Consider the following 26,067-nt stretch of genomic DNA (forward strand, 5'->3'; position numbering starts at 1 on the left):
ACGCTCAGCGTTGTGATTCCAGCCGCTGCAGCAAGACCTGGGCGGCCGGGCGGTCGAAGGCGGCCTGCGGGTCGGCGAGCGCGGTGCGCAGCTCCTGCAAGGCCTCCTCGCGGCGGCCCAGCTGGGCCAGCACGCTGGCGAGGTGGTAGCGCACCGCAGCCAAGGCCGGGGCCCGCAGCCGGGCCTCGCGCAGCAGCGGCAGCGCCTTGTCATGTTGGCCCTGCACCGCATGGGCCCAGCCGGCGGTGTCGAGGATGGCGGCATTGCCGGGCTCGCGCTTGAGAGCTTCCAGCGCCAGCGGCAGCGCGCCGGGGTCTTTCAGCTGCAGCAGCACCTCGGCCAGGTTGTTGCGCACGGCGTTGGCGCCGGTCTGCTGCAGCAGGCGCTCGTAGTGACGGCGCGCATCGGCCCAGCGGCCATGGGCCACCAGGCTTTCGGCGAGCGCGTTGCGCACCAGCACGTCGTCCGGGCGCTGGGCCAGCCATTGCTCCAGCAGGCCCAAGCTGCGCGCCGGGTCGACCTGGCCGACCTGGGCCGCATACAGGCGCAGCAGGTTCTCGGTGCCCGGCGCCAGGCGCTGGGCCTGGGCGAAGGCATCGATGGCCGCAGCGGTCTGCCCGCGCGCCAGCGCGGCCTGGCCGAGCAGGCTGTAGCCCAGCGCGGACTTGGGGCTCTGCGCCACCAGCTGGCGGGCGCGGACCTCGGCGTCGGCCACATCACCGGCCAGCAGCGCGGCCTCCACGCGCAGGCGCTGCAGCGTGGTCTGTGCGGGCTGCAGCTGCACGGCCTTGTCGAGCGTGAAGCGCGCGCCCGACGCATCGCCGGCCGACATCTGCAGCCGACCCACCGCCGCGAGGATGATGACGTCCTGGTCGGCCAGCCGGCCGGCCTGCACCAGCAGCGGCCGGGCCGCCGTCGCGTCACGGTCGGCCAGCGCGGCGCGCGCGGCCAGCAGCAGCGCGCCGACATGATCGGGCGCACGCACGAGCAAGGCCTTGGCCGCCGCACGGGCCTCGCCGCTGCGGCGCTGGCGCAGCAGGAACTCGACCTGCGCAGCCTGCGGGCGCAGCTCCTGCGGGCCGGACTTGGCCAGCGCCCGCTCCAGCAGCGCCTGGGCTTCGGCGGGCCGGTTGCGGCCCTCCTCCAGCGCCGACAGGGCCAGGCAGGCGTCCACCGCCAGCTGGTCGGCCTTGACCATGGCCAGCAGCCGCGCGGCGGCGGCGTCCAGGCGGCCGAGCTGGCGCTCCGCCTCGGCCTGCATCAGCCGGGCCTGGTGCAGCTCGGGGTCGAGCTTGAGCCCTGCCTCCAGCAGCGGCAGCACCGCAGCCGCCTGGCCGGCGCCGAGCTGCAGGCGGGCCAGCTGCAGGCGCACGGCCTGCTGACGCGGCTGGCGCTTGAGCTGCTCGGCCAGCACCGCCACGGCGCGCTGCTGGCTCGCCGCATCGCCGCGCTCGGCCAGCGCCTGGGCCAGGGCCAGCGCGGCCTCGGCCTGCAGGGGGTCTTTCCTGAGCGCGCCCTGAAAGGCCTGGACCGCCGCGTTCGTCTGGCCCTGGCGCAGCAGCGCCCGGCCCAGCGTCGTGTAGAAGGCCGGCGACTCCTGGCTGCGCAGCGCTTCGCGCATCAGCGCCACGGTCTGCTCGGTCTGGCCGGCAGCCAGGCGGGCCTGGCCCAGCAGGTTCAGCGCGTCGGCCTGGCGGGGCTGCTCGGCGAGCGCCGCCTCCAGGGCGGCTATGCCGGCGGTCGTCTGCCGCTGGCTCAGGTAGAGCTGGGCCAGCAGCGTCGCGCCGGCGCCGCCGCCCTGGGCGACGCGGTAGCGCTCCAGAAAGCTCTTGGCCTGGTCGGTCTCGCCGAGGGCGAAATGGGCCAGGCCGGCCAGCAGCAGCATGCGTGGCCGAAAGCGCAGCTGACCGTCGGGCTGCGGGTCAATCTGGGCCGTCACCCGGCGCAGCGCCGCCGTCATCGCGGCGCGGTCGCCGCGCTGGCCGGCGTCCAGCGCCTGCAGGTAGGCCACGCGCGGGTCCTGGCCGTGGTCGAGGTTCAGCAGGCGCAGCTCGGCGCGCAGGTCGTCCCAGCGCTGCTGCTGCAGCAGCAGTTGCGCGCGCATCAACCGGGCTTCCAGATGCCTGGCATCGACAGCCAGCACCCGCTCCAGAGCGGCCAGCTGGGCGTCCACCGCCGCGCCTTCGGCCTGCAGCAGCTGGGCCTGGGCCAGACGAGCGTCGGCAGCGTCCGGCGCCAGCCGCACCGCGCGCTCCACGGCGGCGGCGGCCTCGCGGCGCTGGCCGAGCTTGAGGCGCACCGGCAGTTCGGCCAGCGCGGCGGCGAGGTTGTCGGGGTCTTCGGCGCGCAGTTGCGCCAGCTCGGCCAGCGCAGCGTCGCTGCGGCCCAGCTCGAACTGGGCCTGGGCACGGGCCAGCAAGACCTGGCGGCGGGCCAGGCCACGCAGCTGCGGCGGTGCCAGGCGGGCGTCGGCCAGCAGCTGGCTGTGCTTGCCCAGCAGCAGCTGGGCGCGGCTCAAGGTGCCGGCCAGGTCTTCGACGGCCACGCCGCGGGTCACCGCCCGCTCGGCGGCGGCCTCGGCGCCGGCCGCGTTGCCGCCTTCGAGCAGCACCTTGCCCAGCAGCACCTCGGCCAGCAGCATGTCCGGGTCGGTGAGCAAGGCCTTGCGCACCTGCTCGAGGGCGCAAGCCAGGTCACGCTTGTCGAAGCACTTCTCGGCGGTGTCGAAGAAGCGGTAGGCCAGGTCGCGCTTGGAGAGCGCCTCACCCGGCGAGGCGGCCAGCGCACCGGCGGCGCACAGAGCCAGCAGCGGGGCCGTCAGCCGGCGTGGCACACGCATGTATCAGCGCGCGCGGCGGCGGCGCGACCAGCCCGCGCCCGCCAGCGCCACCGCCACCAGTGCCAGCGAGGCCGGCTCGGGCACCTTGTTGACGGTCACATCGCCGGTGAAGCTGTACAGGTGGATCTGGGCGCCGCTGCTGTTGAGGGTGTCGACGATGACGGAACCCTCGATGTCGGCGGTGTTCTTGAAGGCCGCCTGGGTGGCCAGGATGCCGCCGCCGAAGTTCCTGTTGATGGTGACGCTGGTGGCCTTGTTGAAGTTCCAGACCGCCGCGTTGGCCAGCTTGCCATTGGCGCTGCCGCCCAGGAAGTTGGCGCCGACCACCACCGAGCTGAGGTCGCTGTTGAAGATGAAGGTCGATGCATTGCCGAGGTTGAACTCGAACTCGCTCGCGCCCAGCACCTGCGCGCCGAAGCTGCCGTTGAGGTCGAACACCGCGCGGCCCGTGGCATCGGCCACGGCGGTGAACACCGCCTTGCTGCCCTGCAGGCTGACCGAGCTGGTCGCCGACAACGCGGCCAGCTGGCTGGACAGGCCGGTCATCACGGCGCTCATGTTCGTGGAGCCAGCGGCATCCAGCGCAGACTGCAGCTTGGCGTTGCCGGCCAGGTTGGTGACCTTGCCGCTGTTGAAGTTGACCGCCGTGGCCGAGCCGGCCACATAGGCGCCGCCGCTGTTGCCGTTGAAGCTGACCGAGTTGGCCGAGCCCTGCACCACGCCGCCGCCGTTGTTGATCGTCGCGCCGCTGAGGTTGCCCGACGTGACGACGCCCACGGCCGCCGAGCCGTTGTTGTTGACCGAGACGTTGCTGGCCGAGCCAAAGACCGTCAGCGCCGCGTAGTTGGACACCGGGATGGGGCTGTCGTTGGCGAACTCGGCGCCGCTGCTGCCGACGAAGTTGCCGCCCATCCAGCCCCGGCCATGCACATGGGTGCTGCTGCTGCCACCGTGGAGCGCCACCAGGTTGAACTGCTGCAGCACCTGCTGGCCGGTCAACGGCGCAAAGGCCGCCTGGACCGCGCCGGAAAACAGCAGACCGGAGACGAGGGCAGCAAGCGGGGCAGACAATCGCATATCGAATACGGCACGGGGTGACAAGGCTGTCATTTTAGGGATGGCTACGGTCAGACCACCCCCCGCGCCCGGAGGGGGCCTCGCGCGCTTTCGTGCCTGTTCGCACTGAAAGACGCAGTCTTCCATGGCCGGCGACAATGGCAGCTCGCCACGCACCCAAATGAAGATCGAACGCATCGTTTCCACCCGCCTGCCAACGCCCCATGGCGAATTCGCCATCCACGGCTTCCGTGAGACCGAGGGCGGGCAGGAGCATGTCGTGCTCAGCATGGGCGACCTGACGGGCGACGAGCCGCCGCTGGTGCGCGTGCATTCGGAGTGCGTGACCGGCGAGGTGTTCGGCTCGCTGCGCTGCGACTGCCGGCCGCAGCTGGAAAGCGCCATGCGGCGCATCGCCGAACAAGGCCGTGGCGCCATCATCTACATGCGCGGCCACGAGGGGCGCGGCATCGGCCTGGTGCAGAAGCTGCGCGCCTACGCCGAGCAGGACGCCGGTGCCGACACCATCCAGGCCAACGCCCAGCTGGGCCTGCCGATCGACGCGCGCCGCTACGACGCCGCCGCCTGCATGCTGCGCGCCTTGGGCGTACACCGCATCCGCCTGCTCACCAACAACCCGCTGAAGATGGCCGCGCTGGCCGAGTTCGGCATCGAGGTCGTCGAGCGCGAGGCCTCGCTGACCGAGCCGGGGCCGGACAACGAGCGCTATCTGCGCACCAAGCGTGACCAGATGGGGCATCTGGCCGACTGGTTCGATTGAGCGACCCTAAGGCGGCAAGTCGGGCCCACGCATGAACTGCCGGGGCGCCTGACCCATGTGGCGTCGGAACGCGGTGCTGAAGGTGCTGGTGGACGAATAGCCCACTCGCTCGGCCACGGCAGCGATGCCCAGGCCGCCGTCGCGCAGCAGCCCCTTGGCGAGCTGCATGCGCCAGCGCAGCAGGTACTCCATCGGCGCGACGCCCACCTTGCGTGTGAAGCGATCAAAGAAGGCCGAGCGCGACAGCGCTGCGACGGCGGCGAGTTGCTCTCCGGTCCAGGCGTGCTCCGGTTGGGCATGGATCTGCTGCAGCGCTGCAGCCACACGCTCGTCGCCCAAGCCGCGCATCAGGCCTGGTGGCGCGCTGCCACCCGTCGTCGAGCGCATGGCCTCCACCAGCATCAGCGCCACCAGTTGCGCGCGCATGAACTCGCTGCCGGGCAGCTGCTGCTCGTACTCCTCGCCCACCATGCGCACCAGCTGGGCGAGCCTTGCCGAGCCCTGCACATGGACCACGCGCGGCAGCAGGGCCACCAGCAGACTGGTGTCGTCTGCATCGAACAGGAAGGCACCACCCAGCGACAGCATGTCGGGCTCGCCGCCCGGCGCGCCGTAGCGCACCTCACCCTGGCCGCCGATGCTGTGGGGGTCGATGTGGACGGGCATCGCCGGCTCGGCGCTGGAGATCGTGAACGCCGGCGTGGCCGGCAGCAGCACGAAATCGCCGGCAGCGAAGGTCACCGGCTCATGGCCGTCCACGGCCAGACGGCATTGCCCCGCCAGCATGATGCAGAAGCTGGGCCGACCGTACTCGGCGAAACGCACCGCCCAGGCGCCCTTGCCGCTGATGAGGTTGGCAAACACTGCGCGCGGCTGCAGCAGCTGCACGACCTGGGTCAGCGGGTCGCTCATCGCCGCCGCTCGTGGATGGATGGTGGGGTCATGAGCACGGGCTCCCGGAAGCTTGGCCGACCGCATTGTGTGCAGCCAGCACCGCGTGCGGCGTGCTGGCCAGGCAGATCGAGGCCAGCAGGCTGAGCACGACGATGCCGACGTAGAGCGCGCCGCCGGCCTTCACGGCCGCCCCAGCGCGCGCGCCAGCGCCACGGCGTCGGCGCCGGCGGCGAAGTGCAGCCGCTCAGTCGCATCGTTCGCCGCCTGCCAGACCGCTTCAGCCACGGCTGCCTCGGTGGTCACCGCGCCCGGGTTGGCGAACGCCGTGAAGATGGGATCGGCGAAGGCCCGGTAGGCGGGCGGAATCAGCCCTTGCATGCGCGACCCACCGTTCTCTGCGAACCGGGTGCTGGGGCCATAGCCGGGCTGCACCAGCTTCACGCGAATGCCGAAGGCGGCCAGCTCATGCGCGACCGAGCCGGTCAGCCCCTCCACCGCCGTCTTGCTGGCGGTGTAGACGCCAGCCAGCGGGAAGGAGGCCAGCGTGGTGCTGGACGTCACGTTGACGATGACGCCGGCGCGACGGTCACGGAACTGAGGAATGACGGCCTGCATCATGGCCATCACGCCGAAGGTGTTGGTCTCGAAGAGCTCGCGGGCCAGCGCCAACGGCGTGGCCTCCAAAGCGCCGACCACGCCGATGCCGGCGTCGTTGACCAGCGCGTCGATGGGGCCGGCGGCCCACACTGCGGCGGCGACGCTGTCGGGCCGGGTCACGTCCAGCGCGACGACGCGCATGCGCGCGGACTGCGGGAGCAGCTCGGGCCGAGGCTGGCGCATCGTCGCGACAACGTGCCAGCCCAGGTCATGGAAGTGGTGGGCGGTGGCCAGGCCATAGCCGGACGAGCAGCCGGTGATGAGGACGGTCTTCATGGGGGCTCCAGAGGGTGGGTTGCGGTGACTGAACGATAGGCCGCACAAACCGGACGCTCTACAGCCAACAGTCCGCTTTTGTTTTGCCATCGTCCAAAACCGCCCCGGAGCGACCTCCCGCATCGGCGTCACACCGCCCGACTTACCGCACGGCAGTCTGCGCAGCCGGCCGACCGCCCCGACGGAAGCTCAAGGCGCCCTGGCGTAGCTCTTCGTCAGCGCTTCCCACGCGTGCCCATCGGGCTCGCGCCAGTAGACGATGCGGCCGCCGCCGTAGGTGTTGACCTGGCCGTCGTCCGGCCCGCCCGGCGTGCTGCGCCAGGCGATGCCCAGCGCCTTCAGCCGGTCCAGCAGCGCGTCGAAGTCGGCCTCGCCGACGCGGAAGGCGTAGTGCTGCCGCGGCACCTCCGCACCGGGCGCGACCTCGTCGAAATCCACCGTCAGGTCATCCGACACATAGACCGCACTGAACGGCCCCACCGCCGCCTGCGCAGACCAGGGCACGTCCAGGATGGCGGCCAGTCGCTGCGCAGCGGCGCGGCGGTCGCGGGCGGGGATGAGCAGGTGGTCGAGCACGGCGGGCATGCCCGCGACGATACCCAAGGTCGTGCGCCCCGCGATGCGGGGCGGGGGAACGCGTCAAACGCCACGAGACGCGCGCCTGGCTTACGGATGGGCGGCAAGCGTTGCGGCAAGCGCTCGATAACATCCGGCCCGATAGACAACGCAGTCATCGGCGCCGGCCCGGCCCGTGAATGTGCGTCACCGCCCGGTGTCTGACGCCGGGCATAGAAGCTCGCGGGTTGGGCGCGGATGGCGCGCCCGTTCAGGGGGGAAAGTGGTGGCCACGCGTTCGCTTGATGAGCCTCTGAGCGACTCCCCGGAGCCCGCGCCGGCACTGCCGCTGCGGCTCATGCTGAGGTTCACGCCGGAGGCCTTCGAGCAGCGCTTCGGCGCGCACTACCTGTCCTTCTACTACCGCTACGCGCAGGCCGCGCTGGTGCTGGGCGTGCTGTTGGTGAGCGGCGACTTCCTCGTCGACTGGCTGGCCACGCCCGAGGTGGCGGCCAACTGGCTGCGCCTGCAGGTCGCGCTGCCGGTGCTGCTCGGCGGCCTGGCCTACACCTTCCTGCCCCAGGCGCGCCGCCACTGGCAGGGCGTTCTGGCAGGCTTCATCGTCGCCGCATCGCTGTGCCTGTTCTGGATCTTGCTGCGCATCGACGCCGAGGGCGGCCGGGGGCTGAGCTCCTGGGTGGGCATCCTGAATTTCACCTTCCTGGAGTTCTACTGCTTCATCGTGCTGGGCCTGCAGTTCCGCGCGGCGCTGTTCGCGGGCGTGGCGATCCTGGCCGCCTTCCTGACCACGCTGTGGTGGCACCCGAACCAGTCCAGTGCCGAGCTGGCCTACTGGTCCTACCACGTCGTGACGCTGTTCACGCTGGCCGTGGGTGTCGGCTGGTGGCGCGAGTTCATCGTGCGCAAGGACTTCTCGGCGCAATGGGCGCTGGAGCAGGCACGCGCGGCCGCCGAGCAACTGGCGCAGACCAAGAGCGCCTTCCTGGCGACGATGAGCCACGAGATCCGCACCCCGCTCAACGGCGTGCTGGGCATGAACGAGCTGCTCATGGCCAGCCCGCTCGACCCGGAGCAGCGCGGCTGGGCGAACGCCGTGCAGGTGTCCGGCCGGCACCTGCTCGCGCTGATCAACGATGTGCTGGACGTCTCCAGGATCGAGGCCGGCCGCCTGCCGCTGGAGGAGGTGGCGGTCGACCTGCCGCAGGTGATCGAGGACGTGCGGCTGATGTTCGCGCAGCCGGCCCAGGCCAAGAGGCTGACGCTACAGATGAGCTGCGCCCCGCTGCCGGCCGGCGTGCGCCTGCTGGGCGACCCGCTGCGGCTGCGCCAGGTCGTGGCCAACCTGGTGGGCAATGCGATCAAGTTCACTTCACACGGCGGCGTGACGGTGCGGGTGCAGCACGAGGGCGTGGTTGCCGGCCTGGCGCATGTGCGCATCGCCGTCGCGGACACCGGCATCGGCATTGCGCCGGAGGCGCAGGGGCGCATCTTCGAGCGCTTCTCGCAGGCGGATGGCTCGACGACGCGCCGCTTCGGCGGCACCGGCCTGGGCCTGGCCATCTGCCGCGAGCTGGCGGGGCTGATGCAGGGGCACATCGAGGTGGACAGCCAGATGGGCCGGGGCACGCGCTTCACGGTGGACGTGAAGCTGCGGGTGGCGGACGGCAGCAGCCCATCGACTTTGGACGCCGCCGAGGAGGTGCCACAGCGGCTGCATGGCACCGTGCTGCTCGCCGAAGACCACCCGGTGAATCGCGCCGTCGCCATCGGCATGCTGCGCCGCCTCGGCGTCGCATGGCAGGTGGCGGAGGACGGCGCCGCCGCCGTCGAGCTGGCGCGCCTGCATGACTTCGACGCCGTGCTGATGGACTGCCAGATGCCGGTCATGGACGGCTACGCGGCCACCCGTGCGATCCGGGCGCAGCAGGGTGACCGCGCCCGCGTGCCCATCGTCGCCCTCACGGCGAACGCCACGCCCGAGGACGAGGCGCGCTGCCGCGAGAGCGGCATGGACGGCTTCATCGGCAAGCCTTTCACGCTCGCCACGCTGGCGGCGGCGCTGGCGCCCTGGCTGCAGGCCGGCACGGACGCAGCGACGGCAGCCACGGCGCCAGCGCCATTGCCGGCGGACCGGGCCCGCATCGACTCGGCCGTCATCGCCACGCTGATCGACCTGGACGAGGCGGGCGGGTCGGCCCTGCTGCGCGAGGTCGCGTCAGGCTTCCTGGCAGCGGCTGACACCGGGCTGGCAGCGATGGACGCCGCACTGGCCGAAGGTCGCCCGGACGCGGCGGCCCGCCTGGCTCATACCTTGAAATCGACGGCCGGCAATGCCGGCGCGCTGGCGCTGTCGCGGCTGTTCGGCGAGCTTGAACGCTGTGCCCGCAACGAGGACCTGCGCAGCGCCCGGGCATGGCTGGATCAGTCCCGCCAGGAGCATGCGCAGGTGCAGACCGAACTCGCCGAACTGCTGCGGGAGCTGGCATGAGCGGCGACGGGCAGCTTCCCGCCACGCCAGCGCAGGCGCCGCCCAACGGCGCGGTGGTACGCGTGCTCTTCGCCGATGACGAGGCCGGCACGCGCACGCTGATGCGCGCAGCGCTGCGCAAGCTGGGCCTGGACGTCACGCTGGCCGCCGACGGCCGCGAGGCGCTGGACGCGTTCCAGCAGCAGCCGCACACCATGGTGCTGCTGGACGTCGACATGCCTGAGCTGGACGGCTACGAGGTCTGCCGCCGGCTGCGCCGGCAGGCCGGCCCCCTGCTGCCCATCGTGATGGTGACGGGCCGGGACGATGTCGCGTCCGTGCAGCGCGCCTACGAGTGCGGCGCCACCGACTTCATCGTCAAGCCGATCAACTGGTCCATCCTCGGCCACCGCGTCAGCCACCTGCTGCGCAACTACGACATGCAGCGCGAGCTGCACGCCGCCGAAGCCCGCACCAAGGCCATCCTCCAGGCCCTGCCCGACCTGCTGATCGAGCTCGACGCCGACGGGCGATTCATCGAATGCCATGCGCCGGCGTCGGAGGACCTGGCCCACCATCTGCAGGCCCTGCCAGGGCGCACCGTCAGCGAGGCGCTGTCGCCCAAGCTGATCGAGATGACGATGGCCGCCATTGCCGAGACCGCCCGCACGGGGCGCTCCACAGGCCGGCAATACCGGCTGCACCTGCCAGGCGGGGATCGCTGGTTCGAGCTGTCGATGGCGCGCAAAGCCGGCGACGGCGACGTGGCCCGCTTCATCGCCCTGTCGCGCGACATCACCGAGCGCAAGGCCGCCGAAAGCCGCATCGGCCAGCTGGCCGAGTCGCTGCATATCGCCAACATCGACCTGCGCCGCGCCAACGACGAGCTGCAGCGGCAGGCCTTTCAGGACCCGCTGTCCGGCCTGCCCAACCGCGCCATGCTCAACAGCCGGCTGCAGCAGGCACTGCGGCGCATCTCGGCACTGCCCGCCGCCACGGCCCAGGACGCGAAGCTGGCCGTGTTGTTCATCGACCTGGACGGCTTCAAGCCCATCAACGACTCCTTCGGCCACGCCGCCGGCGACGAAGTGCTGCGCGAGGTCGCCAAGCGGCTGCGGGCCATCGTGCGTGAAAGCGATGTGCTGGCGCGCCTGGGCGGCGACGAGTTCGTCGCGCTGATCGAATCCCCCGAAGCCGGGTCGGACGCACTGCGGCTGGGCGCCCGCATCATCGATGCGCTGAAGCGGCCGTTCGCCGTCATGGACCAGAAGCTCGCGCTGTCATGCTCGATCGGCGTCGTCGTCTACCCCGACCAGGAGCGCTCCGGCGACCGCCTGCTGGCCTGCGCGGACGCCGCCATGTACGCGGCCAAGCGCATCGGCGGCAGCGCCTGCGTGCCCTACGACGCGGGCATGTCCGACGACGGCACCGAGCAGGTGCTGATGCAGCAGGCGCTGCGTGAATCCCTGGAGCGCGGCGCCTTGACGCTGTTCTACCAGCCCAAGGTCGACAGCGTGCGCGGCCGCATCTACGGGTTGGAGGCGCTGCTGCGCTGGCAGCACGACCGCTTCGGCATCGTGCCGCCCAGCGTGTTCATCCCGCTGGCGGAGCGCTTCGGCCTGATCGGCGCCATCGGCGACTGGGTGCTCGAAGAGGCCTGCGCGCAGCTCGCCGCCTGGCATGCGCAGGGCCTGCACACCCGCATCGCCATCAACCTGTCAGCGCACCAGCTGCGCCAGCCCGATCTCGTCGAGCGCATGCGGGCCGCGCTGCGCCGGCACGGGCTGCACCCGGGGCGGCTGACCTGCGAGATCACCGAGTCGGCCATGATGGAGAACTCCGCCGAGGAGCGGGGCACGCTGGACCGCATCGCCGCACTGGGCGTGCGCCTGTCCATCGACGACTTCGGCACCGGCTACTCGTCGCTGGCCCAGCTGCGCCACATCCCGGCACGGCAGCTGAAGATCGACCGCAGCTTCGTCGTCGACCTGACGGTCAGTGCCGAGGCCCGCGCCGTGGTCGAGGCCATCGTGCAACTCGCCCATGCGCTGCGGCTGGAGGTGGTGGCCGAGGGTGTCGAGAGCGAGGAGCAGCTGCAGGTGCTGCGCGACCTGGGCTGCGACGTGCTGCAGGGCTTTCACGTCGCCAGCCCGATGCCGGCCGACGAGGTGCCGGTGTGGATGTCCACGCGCGAGAACGCCAGGCGCGAGGGCGTGGACACCAGCTTCGACTCGTTGCCGGGTCACATGACGCAGTTCTAGGCGCCCGACGGGCTCCTAGCCCGGCCGTTGCGCTAGGCCGCCGCGCACTTGGCCACGGTGTCCCAGCTCCGGGTGGTGATGTCCTGGCCGAAGGTCTTCTCCAGCAAGTGCATGAAAGCTGCGCCCTTCTCGCCGGGCACGTAGACGCACAGCACCTCGCTGCCGATGCGCTTGAGGATGCAGGCGTCGTGCGTGGCCACCGGCAGGTCCACATGCCCCACCGCGCCGGGAGTGCGCAGGAAGGTCACGACGCGTTTGCCGCCTTCGGGCAGGTCGAACTCGGCAAACGGGTCGGCCGCGATGAGCTGCTGCAGCTGTGCGCTGGTGCGCACGAGGGTCGCGAAGCTGCGGCCCATGCCGTCCTTCATGGCCTTCTCCACGCGCTTTTGCAGCACCGCCGCCGGCAGCGTGCGCGCCAGCGTGAAGGCCACGTTGCCGCTGCTCAGCAGTGTCTTCACATCGGCCAGGCCGGCGGCTTCCAGGCTGCGCTTGAGGTCGGGCATGCTGCAGTTCATCGGGCTCACGCCTCGGAGCAGGGCGACATAACGGGGCATGGTGCTGACAAGTTGGGCGGGGCCGCAACGATAGCGCCGAAGCCATTCAGCCAGGGCTTGAATCGATGCCGCTGCGATAGCAGGTTATGCCATGCGCGAAACAGCGCGATACAACCCGTGGCGCATGGGGCTGCCATCCATGGTGCAGACTCGCACGATGACCATTCACTTTGAAGAGAACCCGCCGACCCTGACCGCCGAACAGGCATTGACCGGCTGGCGCCGGGAGTTTTGCGTCGAACTGCTCGGCGAGGGCCAGGCCCGCGTCTTCCTGCGCCTGGTGGAGGCCGCGTCGCTGAAGGCGACCGAACTGCATCGCGGCGTGCTGTTCCACCGCGTCGGCTCCTGGTTCGCCGACCTGGGCGGCTGCGTCGCAGCGGCCCGCCCTTCCCTTGAAACGCTGGCCAGCACCGCGGTCAAGCAGCAGCCCACCAAGGACAACCTGTTCGCCGCCGTCACCTACGACCGGCGCGCCTGGGAGAACGTCGTCAACGACGTGGACAAGTGGCAGCGCCGGCCGCCGGCGGCCGCACGCCGATGAGTCGGCACGGCATCGAGAACCCGCAACGTCTGCAACAAGGCCCCCGTGCAATGAAGTTCATCTCTCTGCGTGTTCGCAATTCGCTCGTGATGCACGGCTACACCGAGGACAACACGGAGATCACCGAGGTGATCGAAGGCGAAGAGTTCATCGAGAAGCTGGTGGCCGTAGAGCGCATCCAGTCGATCAGCGAGAAATACCTTCTCGTCTCGTCGTCCCACGGTCGCGTTCTCTATTGGGAGTACGAGGGCAACCTGGCCTCCGTCAAGCAGAGGCTCGAAGCCGCCGGGCTCGTCGTGGCCTGAGCGTCCTTCGGGGTTTCGCCCCGGGCCGCTACCCGCAGGCCGTATCACCACCCGCCAACGCCCGCCGCGTCCCCTCGTCCGCCGGGAACAGGTGCTCCACCTTCAGCGACGCCAGCGTGATGTCCAGCGGCGTGCCGAAGCTGGTCAGCGCGGAGAAGAAGCTCAGCGTCGTGCCGTCGGCCGCGCGCAGGCCGAAGGACAGCACGGGCAGGTTGCCGGTCTCGACGGCGGGCCAGGGCTGCAGCGTCGGGCGCAGCTCGTCCAGAAGCGCGCGCAGGCGGGGCAGGTGCTCGGCCTCGCGACTGGCGCGGGCCCACATCTCGCCGCACATCTCGGCCTCGTTGACGCAATAGCCACGCAGGCCACCCGGCGCGAAGACGGCGCGCAGCAGGTTCATCGGCTGGCTCAACATCGCCTCGCCCGGCAGGCCCAGCAGGTCCAGCAGCCGCGCCACGCCGGCATTGGCCATGACGACGTGGTAGTCGCCGTCCAGGACCAGCGCGGGCGCGCTGCCGCCGGCGTGGATGAGCTGCTCAAGCGCGGCCCGCACCGGCGCCATCTCGGGCGCATCCAGCGCGCGCTCGGCATGGGCGGGCGCGTAGCCGGCGGCAAGCAGCGCCTGGTTGCGCTCCTCCAGCGAGGCGCCGAGGGCGTCGAGCAGCGCGACCAGCGTCTCGCGGCCGGCGCGTGAGCGGCCGGTCTCGATGCAGCTCAGGTGGCGTTGCGACACGCCGGCGCGCAGCGACAGCTCCAGCTGGCTGACGCGGCGCGACTTGCGCAGGGCGGCGAAGGTGGCGGTCATGCGGCGCATTCTGCGGTGGGCGCCGACGCGCGGCGATGACCTCGGAGGTCATTGCGGCGATGCGCGTGGCTGGCGAGCATGGCGCCACTTCAACCCCCAGGAGATCGCCATGCGACCCGCCTTGATCCTCGTCTTTGCCGCCTTCGGTGCCTTCTCGCTGTACGCGATGTGGCAGGTCGGCTACTTCGGCATCTGGCAGGCCGGCATGGCCAGCGTGGGTGCCTGGCAGCTGCTGCTGGACTTCGTCATCACGTCCTTCCTGCTGCTCGGCTTCATGGCGCGTGACGCCCGCCAGACGGGGCGCAAGCTCTGGCCCTATGCGCTGATCACGGTCGCGGCCGGCTCGTTCGGGCCGATGCTCTACCTGCTGCTGAAGCCGTCGGGCCGCAGCGATTTCACGGCGGCAGCGGTCGCGGCAAGCCGCTGAGAGCCGCCAGAAGGTTGATCTGCCTCCATGGGCCCAAGGGAAGACCCGTCCCACGCTCAGGGGTCAAGCGGGGCACTTTTCATCGAATGCGCCGCTAGTATGGGCGTGACATTTTTCACGGAGCGCCTGATGACGACAGCCTGGATGTTCAGAAATCTTCGATCGATGCTGGTCGCGTCTGGCGTCGCGATGACGCTGGCCGCGCCCGTCGCCCAGGCGGCTCCGGTTGTCATCGACTTCAACGTGCCGCCCGAGTTCGGGATCGTCAATCCAGGTGAGGCCTACGTCGAGGACGGCTTCAGGATCACGCAGCTCAACGACTTTGCGCTGATCGCGACACCCGGTGATCAGCTGTCCGGCGCACCCGCAAACAACGGGGGCTCCGCCTACTACGCGACTTACGGTGAAGGCTACTTCGCGCTGGAGCGCGAGAACGGCGGCAGCTTCAACCTGGATGGCCTCTGGGCCGGTTTCATCCCCCAGGACCCGCAGTTGGCACAGACCATCATCCTGGCTTTCGACCTCTTTTTTGCAGACGGCAGTACGGATGCCCTCGCCTACAACTTGCCCGTCAGCGCCTTTGGGAACTACAACTTGGCCTTCGAGGACCTCGAAGCCGTCGTTTTCTACACCTGCGTGTTCACCGGCACCTTCAGTTGCCCGACGGGCAACAACAACGGGCAGTTCGCGGTGGACAACCTCCGATTGACGATTGCTGACCCCGTTGAGCTCCCTGAGCCCGCCAGCATGGCCCTGGTTTCGGCCGCCCTGCTCGGGCTGGGCTGGTCACGCCGTCGCACCGCACGTTGAAACGACCCACGAGGACGCTCTCATGATCACTGTCAGGAATCTTGCCGCCCTCAGCCTGCTGTCGGCGGCCATGGCCGCTGGCGCGCAGAACGCGCAGCAGAAGCAATACATCGTCCGGCTGGCCGATGCGCCGGCCGCAACCTACCAGGGCGGTGTCGCCGGCATCGCCGCCACGCGCCCGGCGCCTGGCGCCAAGCTCAATGCGGCGGCGGCGAACACCCGTGCCTACGTGAGCTATCTGGCGCAAAAGCGCGGGGCTGCCATCGCCAGCATCGGCAACGTGCCGATACAGCACGCCTACTCCTATGCGTTCAACGGCTTCTCCGCGATGCTCACCGACGCCCAGGCAGCGGCGCTGCGGGCGTCGGGCCGTGCGCTGTCGGTCGAGCCGGTCGAGCGCTACCGCATGGACACCACCCGGACGCCGGACTTTCTTGGCCTGACCGCACCGGGCGGCCTGTGGTCCAAGTTCGATCCAGGCGCCCGCAAGGCGTTGGGCGAAGACGTCATCATCGGCATCATCGACAGTGGCATCTGGCCCGAGAACCCGTCCTTCGGCGACCGCGTCAACGCTGCGGGTCAGCCGATTGGCTACCACGAGTCGGGCGGCACCCTCGTCTACGGCCCGCCGCCGGCCAAGTGGAAGGGCGCCTGCATGAACGGTGCAGGGTTCAACGCCTCGATGTGCAACAACAAGCTGATCGGCGCGCGGTACTACCACGCGGGCTTCGATGCGAACCCGCGCGCCATCCGCACGTCCTTCGAGTACCTGTCTCCCCGCGACGGCGACGGCCACGGCACGCACACCGCTTCCACGGCGGGCGGGAATTTCGGGGCACGGGCCGTCATCGATGGCATCGACGCAGGCCGCATGTCGGGCATGGCGCCACGGGCGCGCATCGCGGCCTACAAGGTGTGCTGGGAGGCGACGATCGAAGAAGAGCGCGGCTGCTACGGCAACGACTCCATCAAGGCCATCGACGATGCGGTGGCCGACGGTGTCGACGTGCTGAACTATTCCGTGGGCGGCAGCCAGACCAACGCGGCTGACCCCGTCGAACTGGCCTTCCTGAATGCGGTGGCCGCAGGCGTCTTCGTGGCCACCTCCGCCGGCAACTCCGGCCCGGGCAACCAGGTCGCGCACATCGGCCCCTGGATGATGACGACGGCGGCGACCACGCATGACCGCTACACCGTGGCGTCGGTGACGCTGGGCAATGGCAGTACCTACAGCGGCCCGTCCTATCAGGGCACCGGCCTGCCGACAACGCCGCTGATCCTTGCCCAGGATGCCGGCGTGGTGCCTTTCGCCAACCTTTCGCCCACCGATCAGACCGCGCTCCAGCGTTGCTACAACGCCAGCGACCGGGCCGACCCAGCCTTGGGGGGATCGGCGGACGCGAGGCTCGACCCGGCCAAGGTGGCCGGCAAGACGCTGGTGTGCATCCGCGGCGGCAATGTCCTCGTCAACAAGGCCGACGCGGTCAAGCTGGCGGGCGGTGCCGCGATGATCATCCAGAACACGCCGTCATCGTCGGATACGTTGATCCTGCAGCCCTACGTCGTTCCCTCGGTGCACCTGCCCGCGTCCAATTCGGCGGCTGTGCTTGCCTACGCTGCCACGTCGAATGCGAATGTCACGTTCGGGCCTGGAACCCAGCTGGCGGGGGTGGTGGCGCCGGTGATGGGCGACTTCTCCTCGCGTGGCCCGAACAAGGGCAATGCCAACATCCTGAAGCCCGACATCGCCGCGCCGGGCGTGGACGTCGTCGCAGCGTACCGGGACCTGTCGCTGACCCAGGCGCAGCATGATGCAGTGGCATCCGGCACGTTGACACCTGCTGCCAACGCCGGGTCGCTGCAGGGCACGTCGATGGCGGCACCTCACATCGCCGGCATTGCCGCGTTGCTGAAGCAGCTCTATCCCACGTGGTCGCCTGCGGCGATCAAGTCGGCCATGATGACGAGCACGAACCCTGTCAAGCTGGCCAATGGCAACGTCGATCCCAATCCCTGGGGCTTCGGTGCAGGGCATGTGAACCCGAACGCTGCGTCCGACCCCGGCCTGGTGTACGACGCCACGGCGACCGACTTTGCGAAGTTCCTGTGCGGTGGCGGGCTGACGCCTCCTGCGGGCCTGGGCTCCTGTGCCTCGGTGGGCTCGGTTTCGGCCGCCAACCTCAACCTGGCCTCCATCACGGTGGGCGATATCGTGGGCTCGACGACCGTGACGCGCACGGTGACCAACGTGAGCAGCTCGCCCGGCATCTACACGGCATCCGCGAACCTGCCCGGCTGGACCGTCACCGCGTCGCCGAACGCCTTGAGCCTGGCGCCTGGTGCCAAGGCCAGCTTCACGCTCACGCTGACCCGTGACACGGCCCCTGTCGGCACCTGGGCGTTTGGCAGTCTGACGTGGTCGGACGGCACGCGCACGGTGCGCAGTCCGGTGAGCGCGCGAGCGCTGGCCTTCGCCGCCCCGGCCTTGGTGGAGGATGTCCGTGTCTCGGGCAGTGGCAGCAAGGTGTTCCAGGTCACGTCGTCGTATACCGGCGTCATGAAGCTGTCGGCCAGCGGGCTTGTTCCGGCGACCCTGACCCAGGGCGCCGTCGCGACGGGCTTCGAGCAGTGCACGAACTTCACCGTGCCGGCCGGCACCCGCGTCGCGCGCTTCCAGCTTTTCAATGCCGAAACGCAAGGCGGCGCAGCGACCGACCTTGACTTGGTCATCACCCGTGGCCCGAACGGCACAGGCCCGGTCGTTGGAAACAGCGGCGGGACCCAGGCCAATGAACTGGTGCAACTGCTGAGGCCGACCGCCGCCACCTATTCCGCTTGTGTCATTGGTTATGCCACGGCGGGCAGTGCCAGCGCGGCCTACACGCTGTCGAGCTGGCTGGTGGGCGAACCATCAGGCCCACAAACCCTGCGCGCGGCGATGCCGGGTCAGGTTTACGCGGGGGGCAAGGCTGCCGTGGCTGCCAGCTGGTCGGTGCCAGCGGGCGCCCGCTACCTGGGTGACCTGCGCTTCTCCGACGGGAGCAACACGCTTCTGGCGGATACGGTGCTGTTCATCAACAACAAGCCCTGAAGCCACGTCTTCGGTGACACCGCGACGCGGTGTCACCGAGCAGGCGCTTGCGGCGATTCTCAAGTTGACGCCGGCTCCACCATGCGCCGCACCAGCGGATGCACGACGCGCCGCTCGGTGCTGATGCCGTAGAAGTTCTCCATCACGCCGTCCAGCGCGCCGATGTGGCGCACGCCGTACTGGGCCAGCAGTTGCTGGTGCACCAGTGAAGGCGCGGGGAACACGCCCATGCCTCCGGCGGCGAAGATCTTCAGCAGCGCCGAGTCCTCGAACTCGCCGGCCACCTGCGCCGTGATGCCATGCTGCGTCAGCCAGCGGTCGATGTGCGGGCGCACCGCCGCGTTGGCGGCGGGCAGCAGCATGGGCACATCGGCCAGCCCGCGCGGGAAGCGCTTCTTGGCGCGCGCCGCCAGCTCCGGCGAGCCATACCAGGCCAGCTCTGACGAACCCATCGCGTGGTTGAACACCTTAAGCCCCGCATGCGGCGGCGCGGGCCGGTCGGCCAGCACCAGGTCGAGCTTGTGGACGGCCAGGTTGCCCAGCAGGTCGTCGAAGCGCTGCTCGTGGCACAGCAGCCGCAGCCCCGGCGTGGCCAGCACCGGCTGCACCAGGTGGCGCACCACCAGCTTGGGCAAGGTGTCGCTGATGCCCAGCGCCAGCCGCACGGCAGGCCCGGCGCCGTCGCGTTCGCGCAGCAGCCCGGGCAGCGCCTCGCCGGCCTCGAAGATGACGTCGGCCTGCTGCATCGCGCGCTGACCCGCCTCCGTCAGCGTCACGCCGCGGCCCTCGGGCCGCAGTAGCTGCACCCCTAAAGCGCGCTCCAGCTCACGCACCTGCGCGCTGACCGTCTGCACCGCCATGTCCAGCCGCGCCGCCGCGCGCGACATGCCGCCCTCCTTGGCGACGACCCAGAAGTAGTACAGGTGCCGGTAGTTGAAGTGCTGGGACATGTTCCTGTTTTTCGGGAAGTTTGCTCCCGCATTGTCTGCTTTCACGGAAGACTCGCGCCCCCTATCGTGCGGCCGTCCTTCAACTTCGGAGATCGACATGCAAGTGAACTTCCAGTCCCTGAACAAGGCCGCCGCCGAACTGGCCGCCTTCGTCGAGCGCCGCGTGCGCTTTGCGATGCGGCGCCGCGCCGACGCCGTGCCGCAGGTGACCGTGCGGCTGGAGGACTTGAACGGCCCGCGCGGCGGCCCCGACAAGGAATGCCGCATCACGCTGCGCACCGACGGCCACGGCACGTTGGTCGTGCGCGCGCTGGCCACCACGTGGCGGCGCGCCGTGCATGAGGCGCTGCTGCGCGCCGGCCACCTGCTGGCACGCGTGCTGGGCCGCAGGCAGTCACGCCGCCGCCCAGCCCTGCCTGGCCCCGACGCCGCCTGACCGCCATGCGCAGCTATCCCACCGACAGCCCCCAGGCCGTGGCCCGCATCGTCGCGCTCGCGCTGCTGGCCGACGGCAACCTGCATCCGCGCGAACTGGGTGCGCTGCAGCGCCTGCAGTTCAACCAGGCCGCGTCAATGCCCGACGGCAGCCTGCAGACCGTGCTGCGCGACTTCTGCGAAGACCTGCTCGTCACGCACGCCGCAGTGCCAGCCAGCACGCTGACGCTGGACGACGCGACGATCGCGTCGCTGCTCGACGAAGTGCAGGACGAGTCGCTGCGCATCCGCGTGCTGCAGCTGTGCGCTGCCGTCATCGAGGCTGACGCCCACCTGGCGCGCGGCGAGTTCCGCGTGCTGCAGGCCGCCGCGCGCCGCTGGCACGTCTCCATCGACCGGCTCGACCTGCTGCGCGCGCTGGACGCCGCGCACGCCTGACGCTGCCCGCCCCTTCACCGACCACACAACCCTGAGGATCTCGTGGACACCCTGCTCACCCTGTTGCAAACACCCTGGCTGGACAAGCCAGTCTGGGCCTGGCTGGCCTTCATGGCCGTCGTCGCCGTGCTGCTGGTGCTGGACCTGGGCGTGCTGCACAAGGAGGAGCGCGAGATCGGCGTGCGCGAGAGCCTGCTGCTTTCGGCCGGCTACATCGGCATCGCATTGCTGTTCGGCGCCTGGGTGTGGTGGTACATGGGCGCGCAGTCGGGCCTGGAGTACTACACCGGCTTCCTCATCGAGAAGTCGCTGTCGATGGACAACGTGTTCGTCATCGCGATGATCTTCGGCTTCCTGGGCATCCCGCGCGTGTACCAGCACCGCGTGCTGTTCTGGGGCATCCTGGGCGTCATCGTCATGCGGGCGGCGCTGATCGGCGTGGGTGCGGCGCTGGTGCAGAACTTCAGCTGGGTGCTGTACCTGTTCGGCGCCTTCCTCGTCATCACCGGCATCAAGATGTGGCTGGCCGCCGAGCACGTGCCCGACATGGCCAACAACCCGGTGCTGAAGTTCCTGCGCCGCCACCTGCGCGTGACCGACCAGCTGCACGGCAAGGCGTTCTTCGTGACGCAGCCCGATGCCAACGGCAAGCTGGTGCGCCACGCGACGCCGCTGTTCCTGGCGCTGGCGATGGTGGAGATCGTCGACCTGGTGTTCGCCGTCGACTCGGTGCCGGCCATCTTCGCCATCACCAGCGACCCGTTCATCGTCTACACGAGCAACATCTTCGCCATCCTCGGCCTGCGCGCGCTGTACTTCGCGCTGGCGGCCATGATCCACCGCTTCCACTACCTCAAGTACGCCCTGGCCCTGGTGCTGGTGTTCATCGGCACGAAGATCTTCCTCGTCAACGTGATCGGCAAGTTCCCGCCCGCGCTGTCGCTGGGCATCACCTTCGGCCTGATCGCCGGCGGCGTGGTGGTGTCGCTGTGGAAGACGCGTGGGCCGGCCGCCGCGCAAAGCGCCTGATGCTCACGCCACTTCAACCCATTTCCTGACCATGCCCAGCTCCGACGTTCTGCTCTGGATACTCACTGCCCTGCTGATGGCGGCCGGCCTCGCGGGCGCCGTGCTGCCGGTGCTGCCGGGTGCGGCGCTGGTCTTGGCCGGCGCGGTGCTCGGCGCGTGGATAGACGGCTTCGAGCGCGTCGGCGGCTGGACGCTGGGCCTGCTCGTCGCGCTGGCGCTGCTGTCCTGGGTGCTGGACTATGTGGCCGCGCTGCTCGGCGCCAAGAAGGTGGGCGCGAGCCGGCTGGCGCTGGTCGGCGCGGCCATCGGCACGGTCGCCGGGCTGATGTTCGGCATCGTCGGCGTGTTCGTGCTGCCCTTCATCGGCGCGGCGCTGGGTGAGTACATCGCCCGGCGCGACCACCAGGCCGCCGCGCGCGTGGGCATCGCGACCGGGCTGGGCTTGCTGCTGGCGCTGGTCGCGAAGGTCGTCATCGCGTTCATGATGATCGGCGTGTTCGTGGCGGCGTTGATCTTCTGAGGGCCGCGGTCAAGCAAGCCTCAAAGCGACGGAAAGCGAGTCGCAGCTTGCGCGGGCAGCTTGACCATGCACGCCATGAACAGCGGGCTGGCGAGCCATCCGCTCAACCAGGACCGCACCGATGGCAGGTTCAGCGTCGCAAACCATGCCGGGTCCACGCAGGCGAACTGCCGGACGAAGGGCATCAAGGCCCAGTCCGTGGCGCAAGGCGTCGCGCCGCCCAGGCAGGGTGCGCTGTGTAGCCGTGCCTCCAGCGGTCGCACAAGCACATCCAGCGCCCTGTCGCGGTGTGCGTCCGGCGTGAGGGTCTCACTCGAGTAGCGCTGGGGGTACTTCCAGCGGTCCAGGTGATGCTTGAAGTCGCCGTCGTTGCGCTGTACGAGGTCAAGGTTCGCAGGCGACTGCGCCCGCGCCCACCAGCCCTGCGCATCCGGCTCAGCCAGTGCCCAGCGCATGATGTCCCAGCTCTCCTCGATCACGCGGCCATCGGGCAACTGCAGCACCGGCACCGTCGCCTTGGGCGACAAGGCCAGCAAGCTTGCGGGCTTGTCGCGCAACTCCACCTCCACCGCCTCGAAGGCGCGCCCGGCCTGCAGCAGCGCCATCCGTGCGCGCATCGCGTAGGGGCAGCGGCGAAAGGTGTAGAGCCGCGGCAACTCGGGGCCTGGGGTGGTGAGTGGTGTGTGCATGGCGAATTCGGCGTGAGCTTGCCTCCTAGTGAACCCGCAACACCTCAAACTGCTGTCGGTTCGGCGTGCCCTGTATCGACACCTCATCACCCTCGCATTTGCCCAGCATGGCCTGGCCCAACGGGGCTTCGCTGCTGATGACCTGAACGCCGCTGGCCAACTTCATGCTGCCCCCACCCGGGCCCAGAAAGAGCTGTTGCTGCCTGTCGTCGGCATCGACCAAGCAGACCAGCGCGCCGAGCTGTATGCCCTTGCTGGCGTCGTAGGGGCTTGGGCGGAATTGGCGCCAATTGGCCATCGCCTGACGGATGGCTTCGGCGCGACGCGCTTGGCCGGTGGCCAGGTAGGCGGCTTCGAGGCCCAAGGTGTCGTACTTGTTCTCGGCGATGTTTTCTTCGTGAGTCGCCGTCTCATGAGCCGCCCGCGCTGCCTGTTCGGCTTGCAGCAGGTCTTCGGCGAGCCGTTCCAGCACCTGCTGCTGCAACAAGAATTTATCCATGATGAAAGGTGGGCATCTCGAACCAGCGGGGGCAGGTCTTGATTGTGAAGGGCTACACCGCTTCCACCACCACCTGCGGCCAGCGCTCCGCGTAGCGCTTGCTCTCGCAACGCGCGCGATAGGTCTCGACACTGACCCGCACCGGGTTGCGGCGCACGCGCATGCCCAGCAAGTCCGCGAGGCCGTGGGGCGCAATGACGTGCAGCGTATCGGCGTCGTCGAGCCACACGCCCACCGCCGTGGCCGGCTCGGGCCAGCTGGCGATGGCCTCGTCCAACGAGTGCAGCGGCTCGACGGCATGGCCGAAATGGCGCTCGAACCACAAGTGCACGCCGGCCTGGTTGGTCACCTCCCAGGGCAGGTCGGGGCACAGCGCCAGCAGCCGGCGCTGCAGCGCGGCGTCGCGTGCGGGGTCGAGGTCGCTGGCGCAGAAGTAGGCGAAGTCCACGTCGGCCAGCTCGGAGCGCGGCTGGCCGTGCAGCGCGTCCCAGACGAGGTTGCGCAGCGCGCCCGCGCCTATGCACCAGGGCACCAGGCCCAGCTCACGGCCGGCGCGCAGCGCGGCCATGAACCAGGGCGTCTCGCGCACCAGCGCCGTCACGCGTTCGACATCGCTCAACGGTCGCGCTCCCGCTCCTGCAGCGCCCGCCACATCACCTTGCCCGCGCCGCTCTTGGGCAGGCTGTCGACAAACTCGATGCGTGCCGGCACTTTGTAGGCGGCCATGTGAGCGCGGCACCAGTCGCGCAGCGCGTCTTCGGTCAGTGCCTCGTTGCCAGCGCGCCACACGACGATGGCCTTGACGGTCTCGCCGCGGTAGGCGTCGGGCGCGGAGACGATGCAGGCCTCGGCGATGCCGGGGTGGGCGTGCATGAGGTTCTCCACCTCGGCCGGCCAGACCTTGAAGCCACTCGCATTGATCATGCGCTTCAGGCGGTCGGTCATGAAGAAGTAGCCGTCGCCATCCACGTAGCCGATGTCGCCGGTGCGGAAGAACCGCTTGCCGTCGAACTCGATGAAGGCGGCGCGCGTGGCCTCGGGCTGGCGCCAGTAACCGTCAAACACCATGGGGCCGTGGACGATGATTTCGCCGGGCTCGCCGGCGGGCAGTTCCTGCAGCGTGTCGGTATCGACGACGCGGGCATCGCAGCTGATGTAGGGCACGCCCAGGCATTGCTGCCGGGGCGCGTCGGCCGGGTTGCTGTGGCTGGGTGCGGCGGTCTCGGTGAGGCCGTAGCCTTCCTGGTAGCGCAGGCCCCAGCGCTGCTGCAGCCGCTCGGCAACCGCCTGCGGCATGGCCGCGCCGCCGCCACCGATGTAGACGAGGCTGCTCAGGTCGAAGCCGTCCACCTGCGGGCTGGCCAGCAGGTCGATGACCATCGTCGGGATGTTGGTCCAGCGCGTGACGCGGTGCTCCTGGATGAGCCGCGCGGCGTACTCGCGCTGCCAGCGCGGCATCAGCACGAGGGCTGCGCCGCCCATGATCGCGCCGTGCATGACGACGACCATGCCGGTGATGTGGAACATCGGCACGACGCCCAGCACCACGTCCTCGTGGCTGCCGTTGCCCCACAGCGCGCCGGCGAAGACGTTGTGCTGCAGGCTGCTGTGCCGGTGCATGCAGCCTTTGGGGTGGCCGGTGGTGCCGCTGGTGTAGCCCAGCAGCGCGAGGTCGGCGGCGCCCACTTCGAGCGCGGGCGGCGCGGCGCTGCAGGCCAGCGCATGGCGCCAAGCCGTGGCGCCGTCGGGCAAGGCGATGTCGGCGTTGAGCCAGTCAGCCCAGCCTGCGGGAAGTCCTTCGCCGTCCGTTCGGCCGCCGGGCAGCACTTCGGCCAGGTGCGCGACGAGCAGGTCGCGCGCGGCCATGCCGGCGGACAGCCATTCGGCGCTCAGCTCGGTACTGGTGATGGCCAGCACGGCGCCGCTGTCCTCGATCAGGTGCCTCAGCTCGGCCGCCTTGTTCATCGGGTTGACCGGCACGACGACGGCGTTGGCGCTGAGGATGGCGTAGTGCGCGACGACCAGCTGCGGGCAGTTCTGCAGGCCCACGAGCACGCGGTCGCCCCGCTTCACGCCGCGCTCGGCCAGCCAGGCGGCCAGTCGCTCGACCTGCGCAGCCAGCTGCGCATAGGTCGTCGTGTGGCCCAGGAAGACCAGCGCCGGCCGGTCGGGGAAGCGGCGCGCGCTGACCAGCAGGTTGTCGGGCAGCGCGGTGGCGGGCGGGCTGATCGCGTGGGGCACGCGGGCGGGCCAGAAGGCGTGGTGCGCTAGTGTCATGCAGTGGTCTCCGGTCTTTTGGCCACCACCAGATAGACGCCCAGCAACGTCACGCCCATGCCGGCGATGGCTTGTGCGCCGAGTGTCTCGTCGAACAGCAGCCATGCCATCACCGAGGTGACAGAGGGCACCAGATACATGGTGCTCGACACGGCCGTCACGCGGCCATGGCGCAGCATGTAGAACATCAGGCTGATGCCGCCGGCCGTCAGCACGAAGATGCTCCATGCCATCGCCGCGAGCACCGGCGCATTCCAGGTGATGCGCATCGGCTCCAGCGCCCAGGCCAGCGGCAGCGTGACGGCCAGCGACGCCGCGAACTGCACGGCCTGGCCGCTGCGCAGATCGAACTGCGGCACGAAGCGCTTCTGGTACAGCGTGCCGGCGGTGATGGCCAGCAGCGCCATCAGGCACAGCAGCAGCGGCGGGCCGAAGCTGGTGCCCAGCGTCAACTTGTGCCAGATGACGAGCACGACGCCGGCCAGGCCCAGCGCCACGCCCGCCCACTGCCGGGGTGCCACGCGCTCACCGATCAGCGGCGCCAGCGCGGCCACCAGCACCGGCTGCAGGTTGACGATCAGCGCCGCCGTGCCGGCCGGCAGGCCCTGGCGGATCGCGACCCAGACGCCGCCGAGGTACATCGCCTGGATGAGCACGCCGGCAAGCGCCAGGTGGGCCATGTCGCGCCGCGACGGCCAGCGGGCACGCGCGACCAGCGCCAGGCCCGTCATCAGCAGGACGACGCCGGCGTAGCGCCAGCTCAGGAAGGTCAGCGGGTCGGCATGCGGCGCGGCCAGCTTGGCGACGAGGTAGCCGGTGGCCCAGATGAAGATGAAGAGCGGCGGCGCGAGGCGGTCGAGAAGGGAGGGGGTGCGCATCAGGCGGGCATCATG

25 protein-coding genes and 3 pseudogenes are annotated in these 26,067 nt (G+C 70.0%); 14 read left to right on the forward strand and 14 right to left on the reverse strand.

Annotation, left to right across the window (positions count from 1 at the left end):
- Positions 1-4 precede the first annotated feature (4 nt).
- Together prsT and ACG00Y_RS09595 are read right to left on the reverse strand one after the other, a co-directional pair.
- Positions 5-2,839 (reverse strand): XrtA/PEP-CTERM system TPR-repeat protein PrsT, encoded by a 2,835-nt coding sequence (prsT, locus tag ACG00Y_RS09590; protein ID WP_394478217.1) that lies wholly within the window; start codon positions 2,837-2,839, stop codon positions 5-7.
- 3 nt (positions 2,840-2,842) lie between these two features.
- Positions 2,843-3,910: a collagen-binding domain-containing protein gene (locus ACG00Y_RS09595; RefSeq protein ID WP_394478219.1), complete on the reverse strand. Its 1,068-nt coding sequence runs from the start codon at positions 3,908-3,910 to the stop codon at positions 2,843-2,845.
- Positions 3,911-4,076: 166 nt separating this feature from the next.
- On the opposite strand from ACG00Y_RS09595, the gene ribA reads away from it, so the two are divergent.
- On the forward strand, positions 4,077-4,676 hold the full coding sequence (gene ribA / locus ACG00Y_RS09600; RefSeq protein ID WP_394478221.1) for a GTP cyclohydrolase II: 600 nt from the start codon (positions 4,077-4,079) through the stop codon (positions 4,674-4,676).
- Between the two features lie 6 nt (positions 4,677-4,682).
- Here the strand turns inward: ribA and ACG00Y_RS09605 are convergent, their stop codons facing one another.
- The 4 genes from ACG00Y_RS09605 to ACG00Y_RS09620 all read right to left on the reverse strand — a co-directional run bounded on the left by ACG00Y_RS09605 (position 4,683) and on the right by ACG00Y_RS09620 (position 7,088).
- Positions 4,683-5,588, reverse strand: coding sequence for an AraC family transcriptional regulator (locus tag ACG00Y_RS09605; RefSeq protein ID WP_394478223.1), 906 nt, complete (start codon positions 5,586-5,588; stop codon positions 4,683-4,685).
- Between the two features lie 28 nt (positions 5,589-5,616).
- A complete protein-coding gene (locus ACG00Y_RS09610) occupies positions 5,617-5,754 on the reverse strand; it encodes a hypothetical protein (protein ID WP_394478225.1) in 138 nt (45 codons plus the stop codon).
- Entirely contained in the window at positions 5,751-6,503 is a 753-nt protein-coding gene (locus ACG00Y_RS09615) for an SDR family oxidoreductase (RefSeq protein ID WP_394478227.1), read from the reverse strand. Before ACG00Y_RS09615 ends, ACG00Y_RS09610 begins: the two co-directional genes overlap by 4 nt.
- A gap of 189 nt (positions 6,504-6,692) precedes the next feature.
- Entirely contained in the window at positions 6,693-7,088 is a 396-nt protein-coding gene (locus ACG00Y_RS09620; protein ID WP_394478229.1) for a VOC family protein, read from the reverse strand.
- A gap of 256 nt (positions 7,089-7,344) precedes the next feature.
- Between ACG00Y_RS09620 and ACG00Y_RS09625 the strand changes: the two genes are divergently transcribed.
- From ACG00Y_RS09625 to ACG00Y_RS28875, 4 genes and pseudogenes are all read left to right on the forward strand, one after another.
- Positions 7,345-9,567, forward strand: a complete 2,223-nt coding sequence (locus ACG00Y_RS09625) for an ATP-binding protein (protein ID WP_394478231.1) — start codon at positions 7,345-7,347, stop codon at positions 9,565-9,567.
- Positions 9,564-10,358: pseudogene (locus tag ACG00Y_RS28865) on the forward strand (response regulator); the annotation flags it as partial. The gene ACG00Y_RS09625 and the pseudogene ACG00Y_RS28865, both read left to right, overlap by 4 nt.
- Before the next feature lie 135 nt (positions 10,359-10,493).
- A pseudogene (locus tag ACG00Y_RS28870) lies at positions 10,494-10,874 on the forward strand (diguanylate cyclase domain-containing protein); the annotation flags it as partial.
- A gap of 132 nt (positions 10,875-11,006) precedes the next feature.
- Positions 11,007-11,807, forward strand: a pseudogene (locus ACG00Y_RS28875) (putative bifunctional diguanylate cyclase/phosphodiesterase); the annotation flags it as partial.
- Between the two features lie 32 nt (positions 11,808-11,839).
- On the opposite strand, the gene ACG00Y_RS09635 reads toward ACG00Y_RS28875, so the two are convergent.
- On the reverse strand, positions 11,840-12,361 hold the full coding sequence (locus tag ACG00Y_RS09635) for a DUF1697 domain-containing protein (protein WP_394478235.1): 522 nt from the start codon (positions 12,359-12,361) through the stop codon (positions 11,840-11,842).
- 157 nt (positions 12,362-12,518) lie between these two features.
- Between ACG00Y_RS09635 and ACG00Y_RS09640 the strand changes: the two genes are divergently transcribed.
- Entirely contained in the window at positions 12,519-12,902 is a 384-nt protein-coding gene (locus ACG00Y_RS09640; RefSeq protein WP_394478236.1) for a hypothetical protein, read from the forward strand.
- A 50-nt stretch (positions 12,903-12,952) separates the two neighbouring features.
- Positions 12,953-13,207: a hypothetical protein gene (locus tag ACG00Y_RS09645; protein ID WP_394478238.1), complete on the forward strand. Its 255-nt coding sequence runs from the start codon at positions 12,953-12,955 to the stop codon at positions 13,205-13,207.
- A 28-nt stretch (positions 13,208-13,235) separates the two neighbouring features.
- Here ACG00Y_RS09645 and ACG00Y_RS09650 read toward each other — a convergent pair whose 3' ends face one another.
- Positions 13,236-14,009: a helix-turn-helix domain-containing protein gene (locus ACG00Y_RS09650; RefSeq protein ID WP_394478240.1), complete on the reverse strand. Its 774-nt coding sequence runs from the start codon at positions 14,007-14,009 to the stop codon at positions 13,236-13,238.
- A gap of 109 nt (positions 14,010-14,118) precedes the next feature.
- On the opposite strand from ACG00Y_RS09650, the gene ACG00Y_RS09655 reads away from it, so the two are divergent.
- The 3 genes from ACG00Y_RS09655 to ACG00Y_RS09665 all read left to right on the forward strand — a co-directional run bounded on the left by ACG00Y_RS09655 (position 14,119) and on the right by ACG00Y_RS09665 (position 18,337).
- Positions 14,119-14,436 (forward strand): DUF2834 domain-containing protein, encoded by a 318-nt coding sequence (locus ACG00Y_RS09655; RefSeq protein ID WP_394478242.1) that lies wholly within the window; start codon positions 14,119-14,121, stop codon positions 14,434-14,436.
- Positions 14,437-14,565: 129 nt separating this feature from the next.
- Positions 14,566-15,246 (forward strand): NF038120 family PEP-CTERM protein, encoded by a 681-nt coding sequence (locus tag ACG00Y_RS09660; protein WP_394478244.1) that lies wholly within the window; start codon positions 14,566-14,568, stop codon positions 15,244-15,246.
- A 22-nt stretch (positions 15,247-15,268) separates the two neighbouring features.
- Positions 15,269-18,337: a S8 family peptidase gene (locus tag ACG00Y_RS09665; protein ID WP_394478246.1), complete on the forward strand. Its 3,069-nt coding sequence runs from the start codon at positions 15,269-15,271 to the stop codon at positions 18,335-18,337.
- Between the two features lie 59 nt (positions 18,338-18,396).
- Here the strand turns inward: ACG00Y_RS09665 and ACG00Y_RS09670 are convergent, their stop codons facing one another.
- Entirely contained in the window at positions 18,397-19,287 is an 891-nt protein-coding gene (locus tag ACG00Y_RS09670) for a LysR family transcriptional regulator (protein WP_394478248.1), read from the reverse strand.
- Between the two features lie 97 nt (positions 19,288-19,384).
- On the opposite strand from ACG00Y_RS09670, the gene ACG00Y_RS09675 reads away from it, so the two are divergent.
- Genes ACG00Y_RS09675 through ACG00Y_RS09690 form a run of 4 tightly spaced genes read left to right on the forward strand, consistent with a single transcriptional unit; the run spans position 19,385 to position 21,709 of the window.
- Positions 19,385-19,723 carry an HPF/RaiA family ribosome-associated protein gene (locus ACG00Y_RS09675; RefSeq protein ID WP_394478250.1) on the forward strand — a complete coding sequence of 113 codons (339 nt, stop codon included), beginning with the start codon at positions 19,385-19,387 and terminating at the stop codon, positions 19,721-19,723.
- 5 nt (positions 19,724-19,728) lie between these two features.
- On the forward strand, positions 19,729-20,160 hold the full coding sequence (locus ACG00Y_RS09680; RefSeq protein WP_394478251.1) for a TerB family tellurite resistance protein: 432 nt from the start codon (positions 19,729-19,731) through the stop codon (positions 20,158-20,160).
- Positions 20,161-20,202: 42 nt separating this feature from the next.
- Positions 20,203-21,189 carry a TerC family protein gene (locus ACG00Y_RS09685; protein ID WP_394478253.1) on the forward strand — a complete coding sequence of 329 codons (987 nt, stop codon included), beginning with the start codon at positions 20,203-20,205 and terminating at the stop codon, positions 21,187-21,189.
- A 31-nt stretch (positions 21,190-21,220) separates the two neighbouring features.
- On the forward strand, positions 21,221-21,709 hold the full coding sequence (locus ACG00Y_RS09690; RefSeq protein WP_394478255.1) for a DUF456 domain-containing protein: 489 nt from the start codon (positions 21,221-21,223) through the stop codon (positions 21,707-21,709).
- A gap of 20 nt (positions 21,710-21,729) precedes the next feature.
- Here the strand turns inward: ACG00Y_RS09690 and ACG00Y_RS09695 are convergent, their stop codons facing one another.
- From ACG00Y_RS09695 to ACG00Y_RS09715, 5 genes are read right to left on the reverse strand one after another with little or no spacing between them, the layout of a single operon-like run.
- The gene (locus ACG00Y_RS09695) at positions 21,730-22,398 is read right to left on the reverse strand and encodes a glutathione S-transferase (protein WP_394478257.1); all 669 of its coding nucleotides are present in this window, start codon (positions 22,396-22,398) and stop codon (positions 21,730-21,732) included.
- A gap of 25 nt (positions 22,399-22,423) precedes the next feature.
- Positions 22,424-22,897: a GreA/GreB family elongation factor gene (locus ACG00Y_RS09700; protein ID WP_394478259.1), complete on the reverse strand. Its 474-nt coding sequence runs from the start codon at positions 22,895-22,897 to the stop codon at positions 22,424-22,426.
- 52 nt (positions 22,898-22,949) lie between these two features.
- Positions 22,950-23,516, reverse strand: a complete 567-nt coding sequence (locus tag ACG00Y_RS09705; protein ID WP_394478261.1) for a nucleotidyltransferase family protein — start codon at positions 23,514-23,516, stop codon at positions 22,950-22,952.
- Positions 23,513-25,174, reverse strand: coding sequence for a long-chain-fatty-acid--CoA ligase (locus ACG00Y_RS09710; protein ID WP_394478263.1), 1,662 nt, complete (start codon positions 25,172-25,174; stop codon positions 23,513-23,515). Before ACG00Y_RS09710 ends, ACG00Y_RS09705 begins: the two co-directional genes overlap by 4 nt.
- Positions 25,171-26,052, reverse strand: coding sequence for a DMT family transporter (locus ACG00Y_RS09715; protein WP_394478265.1), 882 nt, complete (start codon positions 26,050-26,052; stop codon positions 25,171-25,173). The genes ACG00Y_RS09710 and ACG00Y_RS09715 overlap by 4 nt, the downstream gene beginning before the upstream one ends.
- Positions 26,053-26,067 lie beyond the last annotated feature (15 nt).

Source organism: Pelomonas parva, from assembly GCF_043555835.1.
Classification (GTDB): Bacteria; Pseudomonadota; Gammaproteobacteria; order Burkholderiales; family Burkholderiaceae_C; genus Pelomonas; species Pelomonas parva.